Below are 24,136 nucleotides of genomic sequence, written 5' to 3' on the forward strand. Positions count from 1 at the left end.
GCCGCTTCCTCCGATTACCTTAATCTTTTGGTACGTTAATAATCCTTTTTCGGATCCGTGCGGAGCGCGGAATCAGCATGCGCAAGTTGCGCGGACGCTACAGTCGGTAGCGGAGCGCATCGACCAGGGCGGCCAGGGCCGGCGGAATCTGCCGGCGGCTGGGGTAATAGAGGTAATAGCCGGGGAAGGGCTTGCACCAGTCGTCCAGCACGCGGACCAGCCGCCCGGCGGCGATGTGCTCCGCCACCTCGTCCTCGAAAATGTAGGCCAGCCCCCGCCCGTCCAGGACGGCGGCCATGATGACGTCCATGTCGTTGGAGACCAGCGATCCGGTCACCCGGACGTTCACCGGATGGCCGTCCTCCTCGAACTCCCAGACATAGACGGCGCCGGACGAGGTGAAGCGGTAGTTGATGCAGTCGTGCCCGGCCAGATCCTGCGGGGCGCAGGGCACCGGACGCTGGGCGAAGTAGGAGGGCGCGCCGACGATGGCCGCCCGGATGTCCGGGCCGATGCGCACCGCGATCATGTCCTTCTCGACCTGCTCGCCCAGCCGGACCCCGGCGTCGAAGCGGCTGGCCACGATGTCGGTCAGGCTGCTGTCGATGGACAGTTCGACCTGCACCTCCGGATAGTCGGCGAGGAAGCGCGACAGCACGGGCCACAGCACCCGGACGGCGGCGTGCTTGCCGGTGGTGATGCGCAGTGTGCCGGCGGGCCTCTCGCGCAGTTCCCCCACCGCCGCCAGCCCGGAGGCGATGTCGTCCAGCGCCGGCCGCAGCGTGCGGAGCAGCCGCTGCCCGGCCTCCGTCGTGGACACGCTGCGGGTCGTGCGGGCCAGCAGGCGCAGGCCCAGCCGGTCCTCCAGCGCCTTCATGGCGTGGCTGAGCGCGGATTGGGACATGCCCAGCCGGGCCGCCGCCCGCGTGAAGCTCCCCTCCTCCGCCACGACGGCGAAGGCCGCCAGATCGCCGAGGTCGTTCCGGTTCATTCATGCACCACATTCATAAGCCCAAGCGGATTGTACCGGCTATTCGGCTCGCGGCGAAGCGGTTAGGATGCTCGTGGTTACGCTTGCGGGCCGAACGAACGGATAGAGCGGGCGCTTCCGCGGAAGACCGACTCCCACACTGGGATGTTTGCCGCGCCCGCCGAACGGGACCACACTGAACACGGTCTTTTCGAAGCTGGGATTCACGCAAGAATTGCCCGCCGAAGGCCCGCACCATAATACCCGACAGGCAGAGTCGAGAGACAGGGATCATCCGATGATTCGTTTGAACATCAACGGGCAGGACCGGGACGTCGACGTGCCCGGCGACATGCCGCTTCTGTGGGTCCTGCGGGACGAGCTGAACCTGACCGGCACCAAGTTCGGCTGCGGCATCGCCCAGTGCGGCGCCTGCACCGTCCACATGGACGGCACGCCGATCCGCGCCTGCCAGACCCCGGCGGACTCCGCCGCCGGCACCAGGATCACCACCATCGAGGGCGTGTCCGGCACGGTCGCCCAGGCCGTCCAGGCCTCTTGGCAGAAGTTGGACGTGGTGCAGTGCGGCTACTGCCAGTCCGGCCAGATCATGAGCGCCGTGGCCCTGCTGACCGACAACCGCAACCCCACGGACGACGACATCGACGCGGCGATGGACGGCAACGTCTGCCGCTGCGCCACCTATCCGCGCATCCGCGCGGCCATCAAGGACGCTGCCAAGGCGATGGGGGCCTGAGCCATGCTGAACCAGCTCATCAAGCAGGCGGCGGCGGACGTCGCCTCCCCCTCGCGCCGCGGCTTCCTCAAGGGGGCCGGCGGCGCCCTGGTTCTGGGCGCCATGCTGCCCCGGAGCGGTTTCGCCAGCGAGGCCGCCGCCCCCAAGGTCGTCGGCCCGGCGGACCCGCGCCCGCAGGCCTTCATCCGCATCGCCGCCGACGACACGGTCACCGTGCTGGTCAAGCATCTGGACAAGGGCCAGGGCATCATGACCGGCCTGACCACCATCGTCGCGGAGGAGCTTGACGCCGACTGGGCGCAGATGCGCGGCGCCTTCGCACCGGCGGACGGCGCGCTCTACGCCAACCACTTCTTCGGCATCCAGGGCACCGGCGGCTCCACCGCCGTCGCCAACAGCTGGGACGAGCTGCGCATGGCCGGCGCCGCCGCCCGCGCCATGCTGGTCGCCACCGCCGCGGCGCGCTGGTCGGTTCCGGCCTCGTCCGTCACGGTCGAGCAGGGAGTCGTCCGCCACGCCGCCTCCAACCGCAGCGCCCGCTTCGGCGAGCTGGCGGAGGACGCGGCGAAGCTGCCCGTCCCGCAGAACGTCGCGCTGAAGGACGCCAAGGATTACAAACTCATCGGCAACCCGTCGCTGCACCGGCTGGACCATGTGTCCAAGACCGATGGCACGGCGATCTTCGCCATGGACATCCGCCGCCCCGGCCAAGTGACGGCGGTGATGGCCCGCTCCCCCCGCTTCGGCGGCACGGTGAAGTCGGTGGACGCCGCCGCCGCGAAGCAGGTGCCGGGCGTTCTGGAGGTGCTGACCCTGCCGATGGGCGTCGCGGTCGTCGCCAAAAACACCTGGGCCGCCATGAAGGGCCGCGAGGCGCTGACCGTGGAGTGGGACGACGCCAAGGCGGAGATGCGCGGCACCGAGGAGATGCTCGCCGACTACCGCAAGCTGGCCGACCAGCCGGGCAACGTGGCCACCGACACCGGCGACACGGCGAAGGCCCTGGCCGGCGCCGCCAAGGTGGTGGAGGCGGAGTTCGTCTTCCCCTACCTCGCCCACGCCCCAATGGAGCCGCTGAACGCGACCGTGGAGCTGACTCCGGACGGCGGCTGCACCATTTGGGCCGGCTCGCAGTTCCAGGGGGTCGAGCAGAAGGTCGCCGCCGGCATCCTCGGCTGCAAGCCGGAGCAGGTGGTCATCAACACCGTCTGGGCGGGCGGCAGCTTCGGCCGCCGCGCCACCCCGGACGCCGACTACATCGCGGAGGCGGTGACCATCGCCAAGGCCTATGGCGGCAAGGCGCCGGTCCATCTGGTGTGGACGCGCGAGGACGACATCCGCGGCGGCCGCTACCGCCCGCTGTTCCTGCACAAGGTGAAGGCCGGGCTGGACGCCTCCGGCACGCTCGTGGCGTGGCGGCAGAGCATCGTCGGGCAGAGCTTCATGATCGGCACCCTGTTCGAAGGCTTCATGGTCAAGAACGGCGTGGACGCGACGGCGGTCGAGGGCGCCTCGGACATGGCCTACGCGGTGCCGAACCTGCACGTCGACCTGCATTCCCCGCCGTCGCCGGTGACCACCCTGTGGTGGCGCTCGGTCGGCCACACCCACACCGCCTACGCCAAGGAGGTGATGATCGACGAGCTGGCCGCGGCGGCGGGCAAGGACCCGGTGGCCTTCCGCCTGGAGATGCTGAAGAACCACCCGCGCCTCCAGGGCGTGCTGAAGCTGGCGGCCGAGAAGGCCGGCTGGGGCCACCAGCCGCTGCCCAAGGGCAAGGGCCGCGGCGTCGCCGTGCATGAGAGCTTCAGCAGCTTCGTCGCCCACGTCGCGGAGGTTTCCGTGGACGAGCAGGGCCGGGTGACCATCGACCGCGTGGTCTGCGCGGTGGATTGCGGGCAGGTCGTGAACCCCAATATCGTCGAGGCCCAGGTCTCCGGCGGCACCGGCTGGGCCATCGGCCACGCGCTGCGCGACGAGATCACGCTGACCGGCGGTGTGGTGGACCAGAGCAACTTCGACGGCTACCAGCCGCTCCGCAACTCGGAGATGCCGCCGATCGAGGTGCACATCCTCCCCTCCACCGCCCGTCCGACCGGCGTCGGCGAACCCGGCGTGCCGACCGCCGCCCCGGCGGTCGCCAACGCGGTCTTCGCCGCCACCGGCAAGCGGCTGCACCACCTGCCCTTCACCCGCTCCGGCATGGTGTAAACCTCTGTCCCCCCTGCAAAATACCCCTCTCCCCACGCGGGGGAGGGGTTGAGGGGGGCGCTGCGAGGGTCACGTCGCCAACGTTACGGGCCGATGTTACAGGCGGGTGTTTTCCTGGCGCATCAGGCGGTCGATCAGCACGCCGCGCACCAGTTCGGGGCCGAGCTGCTCGGCGGCGGCCTGCTTGAGGGATTTGGCGACGGCGGCGGGATCGACCGACGGGCCGTCGAAGGCGCCCGCCCCCGCCATGCCGAACAGGGCCTGCAGCAGAGCGTTGCGCGCGTGGGGCAGATGGCGGCGCAGCAGATTGGATTGCTCGACGCTGCCCGTCTGCAGGGTGATCTGGGTCAGGATGAAGGCGTTGGTGCGGCCCTCCACCAGCACCGGCACCATCAGCTGCCCAACCTCCACATAGAAGGGGCCGGGGCCGTCGGTTGGCAGGTCCGGCCCGGCGCCGGCCTGCGGCGCCGTGGCCGTCTCCTCGGCGCCGAGCGTCAGCTGCAGGCGCCCGACGCCGTAGCCGACCGCGGCCGCCAGGGCGGCGCAAAGCACGAAGACCGAGTATCGACTGGGTCCGGAACGGTCCGCCATGGTCGCGTCTCCCCCCGCTCAGAAGGGCATGACGATGTCGAAGACCTGCTGGCCGTAGCGCGGCTGCTGGACATCGGTGATCTGGCCCCGCCCGCCGTAAGTGATCCGCGCCTCGGCGATCTTGTCGTAATCGATGGTGTTCACGTTGGTGATGTCCTCGGGCCGGATGACCCCGGCGATGCGCATCTCGCGCAGCTCGTAGTTCACCCGCACCTCCTGCCGGCCGGCGATCACGAAGTTGCCGTTGGGCAGCACCTCGGTCACCACCGCGGCGGCGCGCATGGCGATGCGCTCGTTGCGCTGGATGGTCCCGGTGCCGGAGGAGGAGGAGGAGCTGTCCATGTCGACGAGGCTGGACGGGTTCACCGCGTCGGGCAGCACCGCGGGCAGCCGCGACTCCAGCCCGAAGAAGTTCGGCACGCCCGCCGACTCGGCGTTGGAGCGCTGGCGCTGCGTCTGGTTCTGCAGTTGCGCCTGATCGGCGATGTTGATGATGACGGTCAGCAGGTCGCCCACCTGCTTGGCCCGCGGGTCGCGGAAGAAATCGCGGGACCCGGTGCGCCACAGTGAACTCGGCACCTGCTCGTTGCTGTTGGGGCGCGGCATCGGCATGGAGATGACGCGCGCCTCCGGCGCCATGGCCGGGTTGGAGATTTCCGACAGGCGCGGCGCCTGCCCCACGTCGGCCAGCCGCCCGCAGCCGGCGAGCGCCACCGTCAGGGCGAGAAAAGGAACCAAGGTGCGGGGCGGAAGCGTGCGCATTGGGGAGTGTCCTTGATTGGACTCAGAATTTCGCGGAAGCCGCGTTGGGCGGCATGGCGTCCGGAGGCCCGCTGACGGTGACGGTCTGCGGGCCGGTGATGGTGCCGGTGACGACGATGTTGCTGGCGATGTTCATCACCCGCACCAGCTCCCCCACCCCGCCGTCCTGCAGGGCGCGGCCGCGCGCCATCAGCTGCAGCGGCCCGTCCTCGTAGACGAGGCTGACCGGCTTGTTGCGCTGGACCACCAGCGGGGCGCCGACCGCCGAGGTCTGGATCAGCCGCCCGGCGGAGAGCTGGCGGCGGCTGGCCAGCCCGGCGAGGCTGTCGCGGGACGTGATGACGGCGCCGTTCAGGCGCTCCAGCGGCATCGGGATGGTGGTCAGGTCGCTGTCGGCGATCACCTCGCCGGGCAGGATGCGGCGCGTCGGCACCGGCACCTCGACCATGATGTCGGCCTTGGCCTTCACCTCGACGACGCGCCCGTTGCTGCTGACCAGCGCGCGGACCAGTCCGCCGCGCGGGTCGTAGGACAGGTCGCGCACCGCCTCCACCGGGCCTGAGAAGGGCGCGGTCAGCACCAGCGAGACCCGCGCGTCCGGCGGCACCGCCGGGCCGAGCGAAGCCGCCAGCTCCTGCGCCAGCAGCGCCTCGACAGCGCCCTCGCCGTCGGAGAGGTACGCCGCCTGGACGGGCGCGCCGAGCAGCGGCAGGACGACCGCGAGCCCGGCCAGATGACGAACGGAACGCCGCATGGCGGTCACCGCATGTTGGAGAGGGTGGAGGCCATCTGGTCGCCGGCCTCGACCACCTTCGCGTTCATCTCGTAGGCGCGCTGGGCGGAGATGAGTTCGGTGATCTCCTGGACGACGTTGACGTTGGAGGATTCCAGATACTTCTGCCGGATGGTGCCGAAGCCCGCCTGCCCGCCGGTGCCGTCCTGCGGCTCGCCCGAGGCGGGGGTGGCGCGGTAGAGGTTGTCGCCCATCGCCTCCAGCCCGGATTCGTTGACGAACACGGTCATCACGAGCTGGCCCAGCACGCGCGGGCGGGTCTGACCGTCCACGAAGGCCTGCACCTCGCCCGAGGCGTTCACGGCGATCTCCCGCGTGCCCTGCGGCACGGTGACCTCCGGCAGCACCGGGTGGCCGTCGCTGGTCACGATGGTGCCCTCCGGCGACAGCTTGAAGCCCCCGGCGCGGCTGTAGGCGGTCTCGCCCGCCGGCATGCGGATGTTGAAGTAGCCGCGCCCCTCGATGGCGAGGTCCAGCTCGTTCCCGGTGGAGGTCAGGTTGCCGGTCGTGTTGATGCGGTTGACCGCCCCCGGACGCACGCCGAGGCCGACCTCGATGCCGGTCGGGATGATGGTGCCGGCGTCGGTGGACTGGCTGCCCTGGCGCCGTTCCGACTGGTACATCAGGTCCTGGAACTCGGCGCGCCCGCGCTTGAAGGCGGTGGTGTTGATGTTGGCGATGTTGTTGGAGATGACCTCGACGTTCAACTGCTGGGCCATCATGCCGGTCGAAGCGATGCTGAGCACGCGCATGGACGCAATCTCCTGATTTAAGCGGATTTGCCGAGGCGGTTGATGGCGGAGCGCAGCAGGTCCTGCCCGTCGTCCATCATGCGGGTGACCGACTGGTAGTCGCGCGTCAGCTCCATCATCCGCGACATCTCGGCGATGGACTGGACGTTGGATTGCTCCACCTTGCCCTGGACGATCCGGGTGTCGGGGGCCGGCAGCGGCTGGGCGTCCATGGCGTCGAACAGCACGTCGCCGGTCTGAGCGAGCGCCTGAGGGCTCTCGAAGCGGACGACGCGCAGCCGGGCGATCATCTCGTTGTCGGCGGAGACCAGCCCGTCGGTGCCGATCTCCATCCGGCTGCGGTCGGCCGGGATGACGATGGGCTGCTGGTTGTCGTCCAGATAGGGGAAGCCGCCGGCGTTCACGAGCTGCCCGTCGACGTCGCGGCGCATCCGCCCGTCGCGGGTGTAGCGCGGGCCGTCCGGCGTCTGCACCTGGAGCCAGCCGTCACCGTCCAGCGCCACGTCGTAGGGGTTGTCGGTCGGCTTCAGGCTGCCGGCGGTGAAGTCGGTGTAGGTGGCGCGGTCGATGGTGAAGGCGATCTTGTCGGACGGCTTCATGCCGCCGCGCTCCATCGCCGCTTCGAACAGCATACGCTCGCCGCGGAATCCCGCAGTGTTCATGTTGGCGATGTTGTTCGCCACGACATCGAGCTGCCGGCGCAACGCCACTTGCCGCGACAATCCAATGTAAAGGGGATTCTCCATCGCCGGACACCTTCGGTTTGAACGCCGCCTTAACCTAGGTGATGCAGTTTAAAGCCGGGTTTCAACCTGAGGCACCGCAACGGGAACTGACCGGTGTCTTGGGGGATTTGATTCCGATTTAGATAAAATTTGGGGCAGTCGCGATGCATCCCTGCCGGACCCTGTCCATCTCTCTGGCCCTGCTGTCGGTCACCACCGCCCTGACCGCGCCCCCCGCCGCGGCGGAGGCACCGGCAGCGATCCCCGCCCACATCAATGTGCAGACGGGCGACCACGCCGACTTCTCGCGTCTGGCGCTGGTCAACGCGCAGGGCGCCCCGGCGGTCGATGTGGGAAGCTGCGGCGGGCGCGTTGCCTTCTCGCAGGCGGTCCCCTGGCCGCTGGAAGCGCTGAACGGCACCTATTCGCGGCGGCTGACCGGCTTCCAGACCGGGGAGGAAGGGCGCAGCCTGACCATGGATTGGCCCTGCGGCGCTCGCGTCACCGTGCGCCGGGAGCGGCGGATCACCTTCATCGACGTGGCCGACCCGCCGCGCCCGGCGCGCAAGCCCGGCACCCCGGTTCCGGCGCCGGCCGACACCACACGGCTCGCCGAGGCGCCCGGCGCGTCGGTGTTTCCGGTGATCGCACCGCCGCCGGCCCCCGAAGCGGCGCCCACCCCGCCATCGCCGGCCCAAGCGGCGCCCGTCAGCCTCGCCGAGCGGCTGAACCCAGTCGCCAGCGCCCAGGCGCAGCCGGTCGTGCCGGCGCCGCCCGTGGTGCAGGCGCAACCGGTCGCCAAGGTCCCGCCCCCTGCCCCGCCGAAGCCGGAGCCGGCAAAGACGGTGGCCGCCGTGCCGCCGCCAGCCGTTCCGCCGGCCCCTGCCCCCGCCCCTGCCGTCCAGACCGATCCGCCGATCCGCGCCTTCGACCTGGACGCCTGGGCCGGCGACGACTACCCCGCGCGCAAGCAGCATCTGGAGCAGCGCATCGCCGAGAGCCAGGGCCGCGCGCGGGTGGACGCGCTGCTCGCCATGGCCCGCTTCACGCTGGCCCGCGCCCTGCCGGAGGAGGGCCGCGCCGCGCTGGACGCCGCGGAGAGCCTGACGCCGGGGCCGGACCAGCGCTACGAGCTGCGCCTGCTGCGCGACGCCTTCCGCGCGCTGGACGGCACCGCCGATCCCGACGACAGCCAGTTCGTCCGCGCCCAGCCCACCCCCGCCGCCGCCGACCACCATGTCTGGCGCAGCGCCACCCTGGCCCCCAGCCGCTGGATCGCGGCCAAATCGAGCCTGCCCATTGCGCTGAAGCGGCTGCTGTCCTACCCCGCCGACCTGCGCGGCCGCCTGCTCACCCTGCTCGCTGAATCGGCGGGCGAGGCGGCGGACGGCCCGGCGCTGAACCTGATCGTGCTGGAGATGATCACGCTGGACGGCATCGGCTCCGCCGACGGGCGGCTCGACCTCTTCCGCGGGCGTCTGGCGGAGCTGCACAACGAGACGGCGGAGGCGCTGACCCACTACAAGCGGGCCGCCGCCCTGCCCAACCTCTACGGCCACCGCGCCCAGGTGCGCTCCATCGAGCTGCGGCTGGCCAGCGGGGCGCTGGACGATGCCGGCGCCATCGCCGAGCTGGAAAGCCTGCGCTACGCTTGGCGCGGCGGCGACGTCGAGACGGACGCGCTGGCCGCCCTCGGTGCCGCCTACACCCGCGCCGGGCGGATCGACGCGGCGCTGGACATCTTCGGCCTGCTCGGCCGCCGCTTCGGCGCGACGGCGCGCGGTCAGGCGGCGCTGACCACCGGGCGCGGGCTTCTCGACGCGGTGATCGGCCATCTGGAGACGACCCCGGGCAGCGCGCTCGATGCGCTGTCGCTCCAGGTGCGCTACGGCCGCACGGTGGCGCTGACCGACGATGATGCCGGAACGCGGCAGCGCCGGCTCGCCCGGCTGCTGGCCCACGGCGGCTTCACGCTGGAGGCCGCGCGCCTGCTTCACACCGTCGCCGAGGCCACGCGCGGCGCCACGCGCGCGGCGGTCGGGCTGGAGCTGGCCCGCGTGCTGCTGGACGCCGGGCGCGGGGCGGAGGCTCTGGCCGTGCTCGACCACACCGCCGGCCCAGCGCCGGACGCCGCCGCAGCCGAGCGCCGCGCCTTGCTGCGCGCCGAGGCCTTCGCCACCGAAGGCGAGGCGATGCGCGCCTTCGACGCGCTGCGCGGCCTGACCGGCCCCGAGGCGGCGCGCATCCGGGCGGACAGCCTGTTCCGGGCCGGCGAATGGCCGGCGGCCCGCGCCGCCTACGCCGAGTTGCTGGGCGGGCAGGATGCGCCCCTGCCGGACGACATCGCCTTCCACGCGCTGGCCGCCTTCCGGGCGGGCGACGGCGCGGCGGTGACCGCCGCCGCGGAGCGCCACGGCAAGGCGTTGGCCGGAACCCGCTGGGCCGGTCTGCTCGACGCCCTGGCCGTCCCGCCCGACCCGGCGGGCAAGCCGCTGTCCAGCGCCACGGTCAGCGGCCAGTTGGCCGCCGCCGACGCGCTGGCCGGCATGGTGCGCCGGTGGAAGACGCCCTGAACGCTCCCGCCCCATACGACGGCTCCCTGAGCCCGATCCCCCTTTTCGGCCGAGCCGGAGGACTCACATCATGCGTTTGCTGTTCGGAATCGTCGCGGTCTTCCTGAGCGTGCTCGGCGGCTTCGCCGCCATGGGCGGGCGGATGGGCGTGCTGTGGCAGCCCGTGGAGATCATCATCATCGTCGGCGCCGGCATCGGCGGCTACGTCATCGCCAACTCCATGCCGGTGCTGCGCGGCACGATGCGGACCATCGGCGCGGTGGCGCGCGGGCGGCGCACCAGCAAGGACGAGTATCTGGACCTGATCTCCCTCCTCTACGTCCTGCTGCGGCAGGCGAAGTCCAAGGGCGTCTCTAACATCGAGAGCGACATCGACAAGCCCGAGGACAGCCCGATCTTCGCCCAATACCCCTCGGTCTTCCGCCAGCCGCGCTGCGTCACCTTCCTGTGCGACTACATGCGCCTGATCGCGCTCGGCCAGGACAACCCGCACGACCTGGAGGCCCTGATGAACGAGGAGATCGAGACCATCGGGCGCGAGCTGAACCAAGTGCCGAAAGCATTGCAGAATCTGGCCGACGCGCTGCCGGCGCTCGGCATCGTCGCCGCCGTGCTGGGCGTCATCAACGCCATGAGCGCGATCAGCGAGCCGCCGGAGGTGCTGGGCCACATGATCGGCGGGGCGCTGACCGGCACCTTCCTCGGCGTGCTGCTGTCCTACGGTCTGGTCGGTCCGATCGCCGCCGCCGCCCGCCAGCGCCGCGAGGCGGAGCTGACGCTGTTCATCTGCGTGCGCGCGGGGCTGGGCGCCTATCTGCGCGGCAGCCCTCCGCAGGTCTGCGCGGAATTCGCCCGCAAGGTGCTGTTCGCCGACACGCAGCCGAGCCTCGCCGAGGTCGAGGTCGCCACCACCCTCTCCTCGCAGGCGAAGGCCCGCGAGGCGAGCCAGACCGCCTGAGGCCCCGCCATGCCCCGCAAGCGCATCGAGCCGACGATCATCATCAAGCGCCGCTACGGCGAGGAGGAGGAGGAGCACAACAGCGCCTGGAAGCTGGCCTACGCCGACTTCGTGACGGCGATGATGACCTTCTTCCTGATCATGTGGCTGATGAACATCACCACGGTGGAGCAGCGCAAGGGCATCGCCGACTATTTCAACCCGGTGGCCCTGTCCCAGTCCAACTCGGGCGCCGACGGCATGCTCGCCGGGCGAGCGGTGGACAAGACGGGATCGCTGTCCACCCCCAACGCGCCGGGGGAGCACAGCGTGCCGGTGGCCGCTCCGCCCGTCGTCGCCTCGCTGGGCGAGAGCGACCGCGAGCCCGCCGGGCGCAAGGACCCGATGCCGAACCCGCCGGGCGGCCGGAACCAGCCGGACCGCGACGCGCGGGCGGAGCTGGAGGCCCTGCTCGACCGCCAGACCGCGGCGCTGAGCGAACAGCAGGGTTTGGAGAAGGCCGAGCGCGACCTGCGCACGGCGCTGGAGACGATGCCGGAGCTGGGGGCGCTCACCGCGAGCGTGGTCATCGAGCAGACGTCCGTCGGCCTGCGCGTGCAGCTCACCGATCAGGCGAAGGTGTCGATGTACAATGTCGGCTCCGCCCAGATGAACGAGCAGGGACGGCGCCTGATGCGGCTGGTTGCCGGCGCCGTCGCATCGTCGCCCAACCGCCTCAGCATCACCGGCCACACCGACGCGTTGGGCTATGCGGACGGGGCGAAGTACGGCAATTGGGAACTGTCCAGCGATCGCGCCAACGCCGCCCGCCGCGAGTTGATCGCCGCCGGCGTGCCGGCCCGGCGGATCGTCCGGGTGGAGGGCCGCGCCGACCTCGACCATCTCGACGCCGCCAACCCGCTGGCCCCGCAGAACCGGCGGATCAGCATCACCTTGCTGAAGGCCGCGGCGGGGGAATAGCTCAGGTCGGGCTGGCCTTCGCCACCGGCCGCGCGCGCAGCAGTTGCACGGTGGTCAGGAAACCCAGCACGGCGGCGACGCTCCCCAGCAGGAAGACGCCGCCGTAGCCCACCCGGTCGGCGAGCAGCCCGGCCAACGGTCCGGTCAGGCCGTAGGCGACGTCCTGGAACGCCGCGAAGGCGCCGAGCGCGGTGCCGCGGAGTTGCGGCTCGACGAGATGGACGACCTCGCGGCCCATGGCGGGAAAGACCAGCGAGCAGCCGAGCCCGGTCAGGAAGGCGCCGGCCAGCGCCGTGACCGGGTCGCCCGCGGTCCACAGCAGCGCCTGCCCGACCGCCTCCACCGCCAGCGACCCCATCGCCACGCGCAGCCCGCCGAAGCGGTCGGGTAAATGGCCCAGCGCGAAGCGGACGAGCACGAAGCCGAGCCCGAAGGCGGTCAGGCCGAGCCCGGCGTGGGGCCAGCCCTCGCGGACGAAGTGCAGCGAGAAGAAGGCGCCGATGGCGGCGAAGCCGATGCCCTGGAGGCTGACGACGGCGCCCTGCCGCCAGATCCGCCCCAGCACGCGGCGGAAGGGCGGGCGTTCGGCGTCGGGATGGGCCGGGGTCCCTTCCATGCGCCGGATCGCCAGAAGCCCGACGGCGGGCAGCAGCGCGCTGACCGCCATGACGCCGGAGAAGCCGACGTGGTCGAACAGCGCCAGCCCCAGCGGCCCGCCCGCCGCGAAGGCGCCGTAGAGCGCCGCCCCGATCAACGCCAGCACACGGCCCGACCGCTGCGGCCCGACGATGCCGACTCCCCAGGCGACCACCCCGACCCCGGCGAGGCTTTCGCCAACGCCGATGAGCAGGCGGCCCGCCACCAGCACGGAAAAGGCCGCCCAAGGCGAGAACGACAGGGGACCGGCGGCCATCGAAACCAGCCCGCCGGCCACATAGAAGGCCAGCCCCCGCCCGACCGCGCGCTTGGCGCCTTGGCGGTCGGAGACGGTGCCGGCGAAGCCGCGGCTGAGGATGGTGGCGAGGAAGGCGCTTCCCACGCCCAGCCCGGCCCAGACATTGCCCATCCCGAGATCCCCCGCGACGAACAGCGGCACGACGGGAAGGGACAGGGCGACACAGAGGTAGGAGACGAAGAGGACGGCGGTGAGGACGATCAGGCGGCCTTGCGCCGCGTCACGCGCCGAGACTGGCCTTTGATCCGGCCGTGTTTGGGGACCCATGGTGTGCTCCACACTGGTCCCCGCCGATGGCCGTCCGTCCGAACACGCGAACGCACTCCGATCGGCGAGGATCGTTGAGTGCGTTGGTTGACGTTGAACGCTTACGGCCAGCGTGGCTGGCGATGCGGGACAGGGTACCAATCCTGCGGAGAAATGCAACGGCCCGCGTCGGCCGCGACGGGATGGTGCCAGAAGAAGGTTCTCAGCGGGCCACGTACCAGTCCGTCCGGTGGTTGAAGGCGACGAAGGCGTTCAGCACCGCCGCCCCCAGCATCGAGGCCAGCACGGCCTTTCCGTCGATCACGAAGACCGCCATGGAGAAGATCACCACGTCGAACATGGCCTGGAGCCAGCCGGCGCGGAAGCCCGTCTTCTCCTGGATGTAGAAGGCGAGAATGCCCACCCCGCCGCCGCTGGAGCCGTGGCGGAACAGGCCGATGACCCCGATGCCGATGCAGAAGCCCGCCAGGACCGCCGCCACATAGGGGTGCAGCGCGTCGTAGCGGATCGCCTGCGGCGCCAGCGTGGTCAGCACCGAGATGCTCGTGACCGCCAGAAGCGACTTCGCGGTGAAGCGCCAGCCGATGCGCGCCAGAGCCAGCGCGTAGAAGGGCAGGTTCACCACGAAGAACACCGGGCCGAAATCCAGCCCCGTGGCGTAGGCGATGACGAAGGACAGCCCCGCCGCCTGCCCGGTGATCAATCCGGCGGCATGCAGTATGGAAATCCCGAACGCGGTCATGATGATGCCGAACAGCTGCCCCTGCGCATTATCAAATGCGCTGTGCGCCGCCCGTTTGGTTTCATTTGTTGCAACGGCAGTGTTTGGGGCCACGGATACAGCACTTTTCTTGAGCACGCTCGGCACCTTCCAGACTTCATTCCATATCGACAGTATCATCAAAGACCAGACCAAGAATAGAGCGGCGTAAGCTCGTTCGCTGCCCCCGCAATCCGTGGAGCGACGCCGCTCCGCGTTCCCGTCGCCCCTCCCCTCGCCGTCGATTCCTCCGGATGGCGCCGGTTTCCCGCTCGGGGCGCGCGGGTGGAGGGACGCGGAATTGCGTGGCCTTGCGGCCATCGTTGCGCCCGCTGCGCAAGAATCGGTCGTGCCGACACCACGCGCTTTCCCCGCATCGATCGCCGAAGCGCAACCCAGACGCACAAAATTCGCGCGATGCAGCGGATTCTTTCGCCGAATAGACCAATCGGACGGCATTCATCATCGCTACAGTCGCACCGTCCGCTGTTCACGCATCCCATGGTCGCATGGGGCTGCGCGAATGTTCGACGCCACCAGCGGCCGCCTTTGAAACCGGCCCCACCAGTGAGGAAAGACAATGGCATTTCCGACCGCCGTGAACGACCAGATCACCGATTCCGTCACCCAGGCCAACACCAAGGTCCTGGGCGACGCTCCGGCGATCGCCATGGGCAATCTGTTCCAGGCCACGGCCCAGGCGCTGGCCAACGCGGCCCACAACGCCACCAACGCCCAGCAGCAGTCCTACGTGACCGCGCAGGCCGCCACCACCCAGGGCGTGGCCACGCTCTACTCGATCGACACCGCCACCACCGGCGTGGCGACGAAGAGCATCCTCAGCACCGGCGTCAAGGGCCTCGGCTCGTAAGCCGGACCCAAGTCGCCGTCGACGTTTCAAACCACCTGCGCCACCCCGCCTTCCATGACGGGCGGCGGGCGGGCGGCAGACAACCGAAGAGGACAAACAAATGGCTTTCCCGACCGCCGTGAACGACCAGATCACCGATTCCGTCACCCAGGCCAACACCAAGGTCCTGGGCGACGCTCCGGCGATCGCCATGGGCAACCTGTTCCAGGCCACGGCCCAGGCGCTGGCCAACGCGGCCCACAACGCCACCAACAACCAGCAGCAGTCCTACGTGACCATGCAGGCCGCCACCACGATGGGCGTGGCCACGCTCTACTCGATCGACACCGCCTCCACCGGCGTGGCCACCAAGTCGATCCTGGGGAGCTGATGAGCCGACCGGCCGGGACCGGGCGCCCGCGGGCATCCGGAACGGGCCGCCGGCCATCCATCCCGAACCATTCGCCAAGGAATAACGTCAGATGGCTTTCCCGACGGCAGTCAACAGCCAGATCACCGATTCCGTAGCCCAGAGCAACGTCCAGGTCGTTGGCAGCTCGCCGGCGATCGCCATGGGCAACCTGTACCAGGCCACCGCCCAGGCGCTGGCCAACGCGGCCCACAACGCCACCCTGGCGCAGCAGCAGATGTACGTCACGGCGCAGGCCGCCACGACGACGGGCGTCGCGATGCTCTACTCCATCGACACCGCGACCACTGGCGCCGCCACGTCGAAGCTCCTCGGCTGACCGGTCGGCGGACGCGGCACCCGCCGCCGTCCGCCGTACCGCCGCCGGCGCTTTGGCCTCGAACCAACGCAACATCCGATGTAAGGAGCAAACACGATGGCTTTCCCGACCGCCCTGAACAACCAGATCACGGACTCGGTCTCCCAGGTCAACACCAAGGTCCTGGGCGACGCCCCGGCCGTCGCGATGGGCAACCTGTTCGTCGCCACCAGCCAGGCGCTGTCGAACGCGGCCCACAACGCCACGAACAACCAGCAGCAGTCCTACGTGGTGATGCAGGCGGCGACCACGCAGGGCCTGTCGACCCTGTACTCCGTCGACACGGCCTCGACCGGCGTCGTCACCACCCAGATCCTGGGCCTCTCCTAAGGAGAGCCGGCGGGCCGCCCTCGGGACACCGGGGGCGGCCTCCGCCACAGGTTGAAGCGCCCGGTCGCGCATAAGCCCGTGTCCGCAGAAGCTGTGACGGGAGCCTGAAGGCAGGAGTGTGTAAATGCCGGATGGAAGCTCCGCCAGCCTTGCCGGATCGGTCGCGGCGAACACGGCGATACCGCTTGGCCTGACCCCATCCCTGGCGATGGACATGACCTACGTCGCCATGGCCGACAGCCTCGGCCTGGCCATGCAGAACGCCGTCGCCAACCAGCAGCGCGCCCAGGTCATCACCGAAGCCGCGCTCGCCCAGGTCCTCACGCTGATCATCACCAAGGGAACCGCAAAATCATGAGCGACGAAGGCACCGTGAACACCCAGGTGATCGACGCGACGTCGGACATCGTCACGCTTCTGACGGGACAGTCCCCCGCGCAGTCGTTCGCCATGCTCGACGCCGTGATGGTCGAGACGCTCGGCATGGCGATGCACAACGCCGTACACCGCCAGCAGAACGCCGGCATGGTCAATTCCGCCGCGGTCACCGCCGCCTGCGCCAAGATGCTGTCCGTGCCCTTCCCCATCACGCCCCCGCCGCCACCCTCGGGCGCCTCCACCCCGGGGGGCAACGCGTCGCCGCTGCAGCCGCTGACGCCGTTGCTGACGACCTCGCTCACCACCCTGCCCTCCACGGTCACCGGCGGCGCCGGGAACAGCACCGTCACCAGCGGCGCTGGAAACAGCACCGTTGCCGGCGGAACCGGGAACGGCACCGTCGCCGGTGGAACCGGAAACGGCACCGTCGCCGGCGGCACCGGAAACAGCACCGTCAGCGGCGGGTCGTGATTGACCCCGCGCCCATTTCCCAGCGGCCGGCCGTCCAGGCCACAACGAGCAAGGAGCCTTCATGTCGGAGCCCACGAAGGTCAATGCGCAGATCATTGACGTCATAAACCAGACGCAGACGGCGACCATGAGCCCGCAGGTCGTCACCACCAGCGGCGCTGGGAAAGCCTATCAGGCGGTCGCCCAGTCCACGGCCATGGCCGTGCAGGATGCGACGGACACGCTGCGCAACGTCTCGACCATCGCCACCACGGCGATCGGCGTCGCGATGGCGCAGCTCCTGGCGACGGGCGATCCGAAATACGTCACCGCCCTGACCCAGGCGCAGGGAATGATGACGAGCGCCGCCAACGACTTCACCAGCATCGGTACCGCGGCCTCCACGGTCCTGAATAGCTTCCCGTCGAGCTGACCCTTACGCAGGTGTCCCCACCATGACCGTCTCTGTCGCCAACAAGATGATCCAGAACCGCGCCGGGCTCACCGACCTGGGGCGGCTTGCGCTCGCCTTCATCGATGGCGGGTCGGAGTGGCTCGACTGGGCCATCAGCAACGCCGGCCCGCGCTACGGTTTCCCGGACGAGAGCACGCTCGTGGAGCAGGTCCAGCAGGGTCTTCACGCGACGCGGCTGGCCCTGCTGCCCAATCTGAAGCTGATGGTCAGCCCGGTGAAGCTGATGACGCTGGGGGTGGACAGCCTGCGCACGCTGGCCGACGCCGAATCCGGCGACGCCAGCGCCACGGTGTCGGCTCAGGTCAAGCGCATCCTCGCCGACCACAACCTGCTGACCCAGGACGACTTCGCCGCCGGCGCCTCCTTCCTCTCGGGGCTGGGAGTCTCCGGGGCTCCGGTCTTCCAGTTCATGGGCTTCGACGAACAGCTGGCGGTGCAGGAGCTGCTCTACCGCAAGGAAAGCCAGGGAACGGCGAACCCCGAGCTTCAGAAGGAGGCGGCCGCCTTCGCGGTGGAGCAGGCGCGCACCGTGCAGGAGTTCGCGGACTATTATCAGTTCTATCTGATCTACGTGAACCGGCTGGGCTCCCTGACCGCGACGCCGGACGACCGGAAGAAACGGGCCGGCGGCGCGCTGGACACCATCCTGCCGCAGCTGTTCGGCTTTCTGGAATGCCCGCAGGTCGGCCCGCTGGCCGCCCCGGCGGAAGTGGCGCGGGCCGTCTCCGACTGGCAGAAACGCGGCCGGCCGATCGGCTTCGCCCGCCTGTCGGACGGGGCCTTGCAGATCGTCCGCGACACGGGCTTCCGGGATGAGACCGGCGACGCGGTGCGGGTTCTGGTGGCGGGTTATCTGGCCGGGGCTCAGGCCTTGCTATCGGCGACGCCACCGCAGCGCGGCATCATGGGACAGGACGGTGCGTCCTGTCTCTTCCCCGTCATCGGCAAGGGCAACCAGGCGGAAATCCAGATGGGGGCCGCGGGGGTGATCTCGCTGCGCTGCTTTCGCCCCGATCCCCCCACCAGCACTGCCGACGCCGCCGCCTGACTCGCGTCAACAGACGGTGACCGGGGCGGCCCCTTCTGCGCCGCCCTCTGCGCCGCCCTCTGCGCCATCCGCGCCAGCCACGGAGACGCCGACGGCCCCGGCGGCACGCGCACCGCAAAACCAACCCGGACGAAGGAGATCGAAGGATGGCCGTTTCCCAGCCCCCCAGCAGCCCGCCCCCTGACGCGGCGCCCACTCCGGCGACGCCGGACACGTCAGCTCCGGCCATGCCCGCAGAGAATGCAGCGCCGCCGGCCGTCACGGCACCCGATACGGCACCGTTCGAGGCGGGCACCAGGACGCCCGCCGAAATCGCCAGCGCGCTGCTCAACCATGCGGTGAAGAGCGTGAACGCCGCCGCCGAGCAGGCGCTGGCCGCGGTCGAGCAGGCCATCCAGCTTGCCGGCCACGCGGTGGAGGCGATCCCCGGCCTGACCGCCCACCCCGGCGGCCACTCCGACGAACAGGACGCGATGTCCCAGGCGAACGAGGCGATGACGCAGGCGCTCCAGGCGGCCAGCGGAACCGGCGCCGGCGGTCAGGCGATGCAGCAGGCCAGCGAGCAGCAGCAGAAGGCCGTCACCGCGGCCAACGAGGCCGCGCAACAGGCCATGGCCGCGGCCAGCGCCCAGATCGCGCGGGCGATGAACAGCAAGAGCGACCCGGCCCTGTAAAGCCCCGGACGATCCGCCGCCCCGGAGGGACCGCGACGCCGCGCGGCTCCTTCGGGGCACGGGCGCGTTTCCGCCCATTTCCGAACATGTCTTCAACTGGGCCGAAAGACGTCCCGCATGACGTCCCGGACCGGCTGGCTGCGGATGGAGCGTGAGGCCTCCCTTGCCCATCGCCGCCCTGTCCGACACCACCCGGTCGGTTCGTGAAAGCGTGGTGCGGGCGCATGACGATGAGCATTCCCGTAGGTTGCGGACGTTTTACCGGCAGGGGGCGCGACGGCCGCCCCCTGCCGGTGGTGATCGGTTCACCCGCGCACGGCGGCTCCGCTCAGGTTGCGCCGATATTCGCGCGGGCTTTCCCCGACGAGGCGGCGGAAGCTCTTCTCGAAATGGCTGAGGTCGCCGTACCCGACGCTCATCGCCACCTCGGTGATGGGCAACCGTCGGTCGGCGGCCAGAAGTTCCCGCGCCTTGTGGATGCGAATGCGGCCGAGCAGACCCTTGAAGGAGGTCTGAAGCTCCGTCCGGAACAGGTAGCTGAGGTGGGACGGGCTGACATGCGCCTGCCGCGACAACGCGTCCAGCGTGATCGGATCGGCGAAGCGCTCGCCCAAGAACACCAGCGCCTTGCGCAGGCCGCCGTGCAGCCGGGCCAAAGCGTCCTGGTCGCGGGTCAGCGCGCAGCGCACCCAATGGTCCGCGGGCGAGGGAGCCGGCGGGACAACGGACGCGGGCTCCGGATGGCCGTTTGGATGGCCCGCCGGATGAATGCCGGACTCCGGTTCCGCCGGCATGGCGCCGCCCACCATCCAGGGGGCGTGGCGGCGCACATCGCCATGGCGGATCGGCCGGCCCCCGGTCATCACCGCCAGCCGGGCGATCACCCGCTCCAGCTCGAACAGGTTCTCCGGCCAGCTATGGGCCTTGCACAGGGCGATCAACTCGTCGGTCCGCGTCTCGTCGGCCCGCCCGCCGTGGCGCTCCAGGGCAGCGAGGACCAGCGGCTCAATGTCCGCCGGACGGTCGCGCAGCGGTGGCACGGTGGCGCACAGGAAATCCAGCTCGGCCAGCAGCGGGCGGGAGAAGCGCCCCTCTTCCGCCAGCCGCCGCAGGTCGGCGGTGGTCGAGGCGATGACCCGCGGCCCCCCAGGCCCGTTAGCCATCCCGTTGGCCATCCCGTTGGCCATCCCGTTGGCGGAGTGCGTCCAGCCCCCCGGCGCGTCGAGCCATTGGCCGAGCTGGGAGGGCATGTGCTGGACGATCTGCCTCTGCAGGGCCGGCGTCATCTCGTCCACGCCGCTGAGGAACAGGGTGCCCCCGGCGGCCCGCGCGAACCAGTCGGCGGGCGTCCCCGCCGGGTCCGCCCCGTTGACCTGGACGAAGGGGCCGTCGCGCCGCGGTCCGCAGCCGTGGATCGCCGCGGCGAGCTGCGCCTTCTCGGTTCCGAACTCCCCGGTCAGCAGGACGGGCAGCGCGCTGTGGGCGGCCTGCTCCAGGAAGGCGTCCAGCTCGCGCAGCGCCCGGCTCATGCCGACCATCAGCAGGGGCCGGCCGAACCGCCGCTCCGCCCAGCGCCGCACCTCGTAGCGCTTGGCCAGATAGCCGCACTGGCGGGCGACGCCCTGCAGGATGGGCGCCTCGGGCGCGGCGCCGTCCGGCGCGCGGTCGAGGACCAGCCGCATCTCGCCGACCGGCGCGTCGGCGTAGGTGATGGGCACCACCACCGCCTCCGGATCGGCCGCGGCGTCGTTGGGGTCGCCGTCCGCCGTCCAGCAGAGGCGCCCGCCCGCCCGGTCCTGGGCGAGCACCAGCGTGCCCATGTCTTGGAGCCACAACGCCCCGCCGCGCAACGGCGCGCGGTCGGCCAGCCGGCCCATCAGCCCGCCGATCAGGTCCGGCAGGCTGCGGAAATCGGCCGAGGCCGGGTGCAGGATCTCGTCCAGCGCGCCACAGACCGACAGAGTCATCGCACCGCCTCCTTGGTAAAGCCGTGCCGTGTCTTCCGCGGACGCCGGACTTTGAAGACGAATGCATGCATCGCGGAGCCGCGATGGCGGTAATCGGATTGATAGGATCGAATCATGACCGGAATCACCTGCCGCCGTTTCAGACAATGGGTTCACAACCAATCGACGCTTCATGGCGTCAGGGCGTGAAGTCTTCGGCAGACCAGCTTTTTTTCCGGACAAAAGAAGGGGCCGCTCGGCGTCCGGTATCCCGGCGCCGGGCGGCCCGTCAGGCCCAAATCAACGTGAAGACATCACCGCGAACGGACCAGCGCCACCGGCTTGCGCTCGGCCTTTGCGTCCGGCTCACGCTCCGCTCCCTCGGCGTAGGCGCGGCCGTAATAGCTGTCGAGCAGGAGTTGCCGGATCTCCGCGACCAGCGGGAAGCGCGGGTTGGCGCCGGTGCACTGGTCGTCGAAGGCGGCCTCGGCGATGGCGTCCAGCCGGGCCAGGAACTCCGCCTCCGGCACCCCGGCGGCCTGGATCGAGGCCGGGATGTCCAGCGTCCGCTTCAGCTCCTCCACCCAGGCCACCAGCGTCTCCACCCGCTCATGGTCGCGGCTGCCGCCGAGGCCGAGGTGCCGGGCGATCTCGGCGTAGCGGGCGACGCCCTTGGGCCGGTCATACTGGCTGAAGGCGGTCTGCTTGGTCGGGATGTCGGCGGCGTTGTAGCGGATGACGTTGGCGATCAGCAGCGCGTTGGCGACGCCGTGCGGCAGGTGGAACTCCGCCCCCAGCTTGTGCGCCATCGAATGGCAGACGCCGAGGAAGGCGTTGGCGAAGGCGATGCCGGCCAGCGTGGCGGCGCTGTGCACCTGCTCCCGCGCCTTGGGGTCCTTGGCGCCGTTGGCGTAGGCGGAGGGCAGATGCTCCTTCAGAAGCTTCAGCGCCTGGAGCGCCTGCCCGTCGGTGTATTCGTTTGCCAGGACCGAGACGTAGGCCTCCAGCGCGTGGGTCACCGCGTCGATGCCCCCGGCGGCGGTCAGGCCCTTCGGCATGTCCATCACCAGATTGGCGTCGATGATCGCCATGTTCGGCGTCAGTTCATAATCCGCGATCGGGTACTTGATGCCGGTGCGCTCGTCGGTCACCACGGCGAAGGGCGTCACCTCCGACCCGGTGCCCGACGTGGTTGGGACGGCGACGAACTGCGCCTTCACGCCCAGCTTCGGGAAGGTGTAGATGCGCTTGCGGATGTCCATGAAGCGCAGGGCCAGATCCTCGAAGGCGACGTCCGGCGCCTCGTACATCACCCACATGATCTTGGCCGCGTCCATCGGCGAGCCGCCGCCCAGCGCCAGGATGACGTCCGGCTGGAAGGCGTTGGCGAGCGCCAGCCCGCGCCGCACCACCGCCAGGGTGGGATCGGCGGCGACCTCGAAGAAGGTCTCCACCGCGAGGCCCAGCCCCTTGAGGATGCGCACGGTCTCGTCGACGTGGCCGTTCTCGAACAGGAAGCGGTCGGTGACGATCAGGCAGCGCTTCTTTCCGCGCAGCTCCTCCAGGGCGAAGGGCAGGCAGCCGCGGCGGAAGTAGATGGATTTCGGCAGCTTGTGCCACAGCATGTTCTCGGCCCGCTTCGCCACGGTCTTGCGGTTGATGAGGTGCTGCGGCCCGACATTCTCGGAGATCGAGTTGCCGCCCCAGGAACCGCAGCCGAGCGTCAGCGACGGCGCCAGCCGGAAATTGTAGAGGTCGCCGATGCCGCCCTGCGACGAGGGCGTGTTGATCAGGATGCGCGCCGTCTTCATTGCCTGTCCGAAATGGCGGATGCGCTCCGGCTGCTGGTCCTGGTCGGTGTAGAGGGCGGAGGTGTGGCCGATGCCGCCCAGTGCGACCAGCGCCGCCGCCTTGTCGCAGGCGTCCATGAAGTCGCGGGCGCGGTAGAGCGCCAGGGTCGGCGACAGCTTCTCGTGGGCGAAGGGCTCGTCCTCGGTCACCGCCTCGACCTCGGCGATCAGCACCTTGGTGTGGGCGGGAACGCTCACCCCGGCCATGGCGGCGATGGCGCCGGCCGACTGGCCGACGATGTCGGCGTTCAGCGCGCCGTTCTTCAGCAGCACCTTGCGCACCGCGTCGGCGTCCGTCCCCGACAGGATGTGGCCGCCATGGTGGGCGAAGCGGTCGCGCACCGCGTCATAGGCGGAGTCCACGACGATGGCCGACTGTTCCGACGCGCAGACCACGCCGTTGTCGAAGGTCTTGGACATCAGGATGGAGGCGACGGCCCGCTTGATGTCGGCGAACTCGTCGATCACCGCCGGGGTGTTGCCGGCGCCTACGCCGATGGCCGGCTTGCCCGAGGAATAGGCCGCCTTGACCATGCCCGGCCCGCCGGTCGCCAGGATCAGGTTGATGTCGGGGTGGTGCATCACCGCGTTCGACAGCTCCACCGAGGGCTCGTCGATCCAGCCGATGATGTCCGGTGGCGCGCCGGCCTCCACCGCGGCCTGGAGCACGATCCGCGCGGCCTCGCAGGTCGCCTTGCGGGCGCGGGGGTGCGGCGAGAAGACGATGCCGTTGCGCGTTTTCAGGCTGATCAGCGCCTTGAAGATGGCGGTCGAGGTCGGGTTGGTCGTCGGCACGATGGCGCAGATCAGACCCACCGGCTCGGCGATCGTCATGATGCCGTATTCCGGGTCCTCCTCCAGGATGCCGCAGGTCTTCTCGTCCTTGTACTTGTTGTAGATGTATTCGGAGGCGAAGTGGTTCTTGACGACCTTGTCCTCCATCACGCCCATGCGCGTCTCGGCAACCGCCAGCTTCGCCAGCGGGATGCGCGCGTTGGCCGCGGCCAGGGCGGCGCTGCGGAAGATGCGGTCCACGGTGTCCTGCGGAAAGCCGGCGTAGATCCGCTGCGCCTCCCGAACCCGAAGGACGAGGTCGTTGAGGTCTGCGAGCGTGGTGACGGGCATATCGTGTCGCCTCTGCGGTTGGCGCGCCGCCGGTCCCTTCGGGCCGGTCATGGATACCGGATGCGGGCTCGAGGCCCCTCTGAACAGCATCCAGGGCACGCACGGAAAATCGATCATGGCCGGGCGGCGCTTTTCCCTGGTCCGCGCGGCGAGAGAACTATCCCCCCATCGCGGGTGGAGCGACATGA

General features: G+C 70.1%; 25 protein-coding genes. 15 read left to right on the forward strand and 10 right to left on the reverse strand.

The window, feature by feature from the left end; all coding sequences use genetic code 11:
• Window positions 1–97: 97 nt before the first annotated feature.
• A complete protein-coding gene (locus tag AC1DVI_RS17440) occupies window positions 98–991 on the reverse strand; it encodes a LysR family transcriptional regulator (RefSeq protein WP_476959035.1) in 894 nt (297 codons plus the stop codon).
• 277 nt (window positions 992–1,268) lie between these two features.
• Between AC1DVI_RS17440 and AC1DVI_RS17445 the strand changes: the two genes are divergently transcribed.
• Both AC1DVI_RS17445 and AC1DVI_RS17450 read left to right on the forward strand, forming a co-directional pair.
• Window positions 1,269–1,727: a (2Fe-2S)-binding protein gene (locus tag AC1DVI_RS17445; protein ID WP_476959036.1), complete on the forward strand. Its 459-nt coding sequence runs from the start codon at window positions 1,269–1,271 to the stop codon at window positions 1,725–1,727.
• Window positions 1,728–1,730: 3 nt separating this feature from the next.
• On the forward strand, window positions 1,731–3,938 hold the full coding sequence (locus AC1DVI_RS17450) for a xanthine dehydrogenase family protein molybdopterin-binding subunit (protein WP_476959037.1): 2,208 nt from the start codon (window positions 1,731–1,733) through the stop codon (window positions 3,936–3,938).
• Between the two features lie 96 nt (window positions 3,939–4,034).
• On the opposite strand, the gene AC1DVI_RS17455 is transcribed toward AC1DVI_RS17450, so the two are convergent.
• Genes AC1DVI_RS17455 through flgF form a run of 5 tightly spaced genes read right to left on the reverse strand, consistent with a single transcriptional unit; the run spans window position 4,035 to window position 7,582 of the window.
• Complete coding sequence (locus tag AC1DVI_RS17455) at window positions 4,035–4,529, reverse strand: hypothetical protein (RefSeq protein WP_476959038.1); 495 nt, start codon at window positions 4,527–4,529, stop codon at window positions 4,035–4,037.
• A gap of 18 nt (window positions 4,530–4,547) precedes the next feature.
• A complete protein-coding gene (gene flgH / locus AC1DVI_RS17460) occupies window positions 4,548–5,291 on the reverse strand; it encodes a flagellar basal body L-ring protein FlgH (protein WP_476959039.1) in 744 nt (247 codons plus the stop codon).
• Between the two features lie 22 nt (window positions 5,292–5,313).
• The gene (flgA, locus tag AC1DVI_RS17465) at window positions 5,314–6,045 is read right to left on the reverse strand and encodes a flagellar basal body P-ring formation chaperone FlgA (protein WP_476959040.1); all 732 of its coding nucleotides are present in this window, start codon (window positions 6,043–6,045) and stop codon (window positions 5,314–5,316) included.
• A gap of 5 nt (window positions 6,046–6,050) precedes the next feature.
• Window positions 6,051–6,836, reverse strand: a complete 786-nt coding sequence (flgG, locus tag AC1DVI_RS17470) for a flagellar basal-body rod protein FlgG (protein ID WP_145626304.1) — start codon at window positions 6,834–6,836, stop codon at window positions 6,051–6,053.
• Between the two features lie 17 nt (window positions 6,837–6,853).
• Complete coding sequence (gene flgF, locus AC1DVI_RS17475) at window positions 6,854–7,582, reverse strand: flagellar basal-body rod protein FlgF (RefSeq protein ID WP_476959041.1); 729 nt, start codon at window positions 7,580–7,582, stop codon at window positions 6,854–6,856.
• Window positions 7,583–7,725: 143 nt separating this feature from the next.
• Between flgF and AC1DVI_RS17480 the strand changes: the two genes are divergently transcribed.
• The 3 genes from AC1DVI_RS17480 to AC1DVI_RS17490 all read left to right on the forward strand — a co-directional run bounded on the left by AC1DVI_RS17480 (window position 7,726) and on the right by AC1DVI_RS17490 (window position 12,052).
• Complete coding sequence (locus AC1DVI_RS17480) at window positions 7,726–10,134, forward strand: hypothetical protein (protein WP_476959042.1); 2,409 nt, start codon at window positions 7,726–7,728, stop codon at window positions 10,132–10,134.
• A 70-nt stretch (window positions 10,135–10,204) separates the two neighbouring features.
• A complete protein-coding gene (motA, locus tag AC1DVI_RS17485) occupies window positions 10,205–11,092 on the forward strand; it encodes a flagellar motor stator protein MotA (RefSeq protein ID WP_476959043.1) in 888 nt (295 codons plus the stop codon).
• 9 nt (window positions 11,093–11,101) lie between these two features.
• A complete protein-coding gene (locus AC1DVI_RS17490) occupies window positions 11,102–12,052 on the forward strand; it encodes a flagellar motor protein MotB (protein WP_476959044.1) in 951 nt (316 codons plus the stop codon).
• Window position 12,053: 1 nt separating this feature from the next.
• On the opposite strand, the gene AC1DVI_RS17495 is transcribed toward AC1DVI_RS17490, so the two are convergent.
• Window positions 12,054–13,274 carry an arabinose transporter gene (locus AC1DVI_RS17495; RefSeq protein WP_476959045.1) on the reverse strand — a complete coding sequence of 407 codons (1,221 nt, stop codon included), beginning with the start codon at window positions 13,272–13,274 and terminating at the stop codon, window positions 12,054–12,056.
• A gap of 202 nt (window positions 13,275–13,476) precedes the next feature.
• On the reverse strand, window positions 13,477–14,016 hold the full coding sequence (locus AC1DVI_RS17500) for a YitT family protein (RefSeq protein WP_246654170.1): 540 nt from the start codon (window positions 14,014–14,016) through the stop codon (window positions 13,477–13,479).
• Between AC1DVI_RS17500 and AC1DVI_RS17505 the strand changes: the two genes are divergently transcribed.
• The 10 genes from AC1DVI_RS17505 to AC1DVI_RS17550 all read left to right on the forward strand — a co-directional run bounded on the left by AC1DVI_RS17505 (window position 14,015) and on the right by AC1DVI_RS17550 (window position 19,027).
• Window positions 14,015–14,206, forward strand: coding sequence for a hypothetical protein (locus AC1DVI_RS17505; protein WP_162473423.1), 192 nt, complete (start codon window positions 14,015–14,017; stop codon window positions 14,204–14,206). The genes AC1DVI_RS17500 and AC1DVI_RS17505 overlap by 2 nt on opposite strands.
• 408 nt (window positions 14,207–14,614) lie before the next feature.
• On the forward strand, window positions 14,615–14,905 hold the full coding sequence (locus AC1DVI_RS17510) for a RebB family R body protein (RefSeq protein ID WP_145626299.1): 291 nt from the start codon (window positions 14,615–14,617) through the stop codon (window positions 14,903–14,905).
• A 100-nt stretch (window positions 14,906–15,005) separates the two neighbouring features.
• Window positions 15,006–15,275, forward strand: coding sequence for a RebB family R body protein (locus AC1DVI_RS17515; RefSeq protein WP_014200160.1), 270 nt, complete (start codon window positions 15,006–15,008; stop codon window positions 15,273–15,275).
• Window positions 15,276–15,366: 91 nt separating this feature from the next.
• The gene (locus AC1DVI_RS17520) at window positions 15,367–15,633 is read left to right on the forward strand and encodes a RebB family R body protein (protein WP_014200161.1); all 267 of its coding nucleotides are present in this window, start codon (window positions 15,367–15,369) and stop codon (window positions 15,631–15,633) included.
• Window positions 15,634–15,729: 96 nt separating this feature from the next.
• Complete coding sequence (locus AC1DVI_RS17525; RefSeq protein ID WP_014200162.1) at window positions 15,730–16,002, forward strand: RebB family R body protein; 273 nt, start codon at window positions 15,730–15,732, stop codon at window positions 16,000–16,002.
• Between the two features lie 124 nt (window positions 16,003–16,126).
• On the forward strand, window positions 16,127–16,360 hold the full coding sequence (locus tag AC1DVI_RS17530; RefSeq protein ID WP_040138293.1) for a RebB family R body protein: 234 nt from the start codon (window positions 16,127–16,129) through the stop codon (window positions 16,358–16,360).
• Window positions 16,357–16,851 carry a RebB family R body protein gene (locus tag AC1DVI_RS17535; RefSeq protein WP_476959046.1) on the forward strand — a complete coding sequence of 165 codons (495 nt, stop codon included), beginning with the start codon at window positions 16,357–16,359 and terminating at the stop codon, window positions 16,849–16,851. The genes AC1DVI_RS17530 and AC1DVI_RS17535 overlap by 4 nt, the downstream gene beginning before the upstream one ends.
• A 61-nt stretch (window positions 16,852–16,912) precedes the next feature.
• Complete coding sequence (locus AC1DVI_RS17540) at window positions 16,913–17,263, forward strand: hypothetical protein (protein ID WP_035680645.1); 351 nt, start codon at window positions 16,913–16,915, stop codon at window positions 17,261–17,263.
• Window positions 17,264–17,285: 22 nt separating this feature from the next.
• Window positions 17,286–18,353: a hypothetical protein gene (locus tag AC1DVI_RS17545; RefSeq protein ID WP_476959047.1), complete on the forward strand. Its 1,068-nt coding sequence runs from the start codon at window positions 17,286–17,288 to the stop codon at window positions 18,351–18,353.
• A 146-nt stretch (window positions 18,354–18,499) separates the two neighbouring features.
• Window positions 18,500–19,027 carry a hypothetical protein gene (locus tag AC1DVI_RS17550; RefSeq protein ID WP_476959048.1) on the forward strand — a complete coding sequence of 176 codons (528 nt, stop codon included), beginning with the start codon at window positions 18,500–18,502 and terminating at the stop codon, window positions 19,025–19,027.
• 305 nt (window positions 19,028–19,332) lie between these two features.
• Here AC1DVI_RS17550 and AC1DVI_RS17555 read toward each other — a convergent pair whose 3' ends face one another.
• On the reverse strand, window positions 19,333–20,994 hold the full coding sequence (locus tag AC1DVI_RS17555) for a helix-turn-helix domain-containing protein (protein WP_476959049.1): 1,662 nt from the start codon (window positions 20,992–20,994) through the stop codon (window positions 19,333–19,335).
• Between the two features lie 293 nt (window positions 20,995–21,287).
• Window positions 21,288–23,948 (reverse strand): bifunctional acetaldehyde-CoA/alcohol dehydrogenase, encoded by a 2,661-nt coding sequence (gene adhE, locus AC1DVI_RS17560; RefSeq protein WP_476959050.1) that lies wholly within the window; start codon window positions 23,946–23,948, stop codon window positions 21,288–21,290.
• Window positions 23,949–24,136 lie beyond the last annotated feature (188 nt).

The organism is Azospirillum sp. P4_B5, assembly GCF_056402275.1.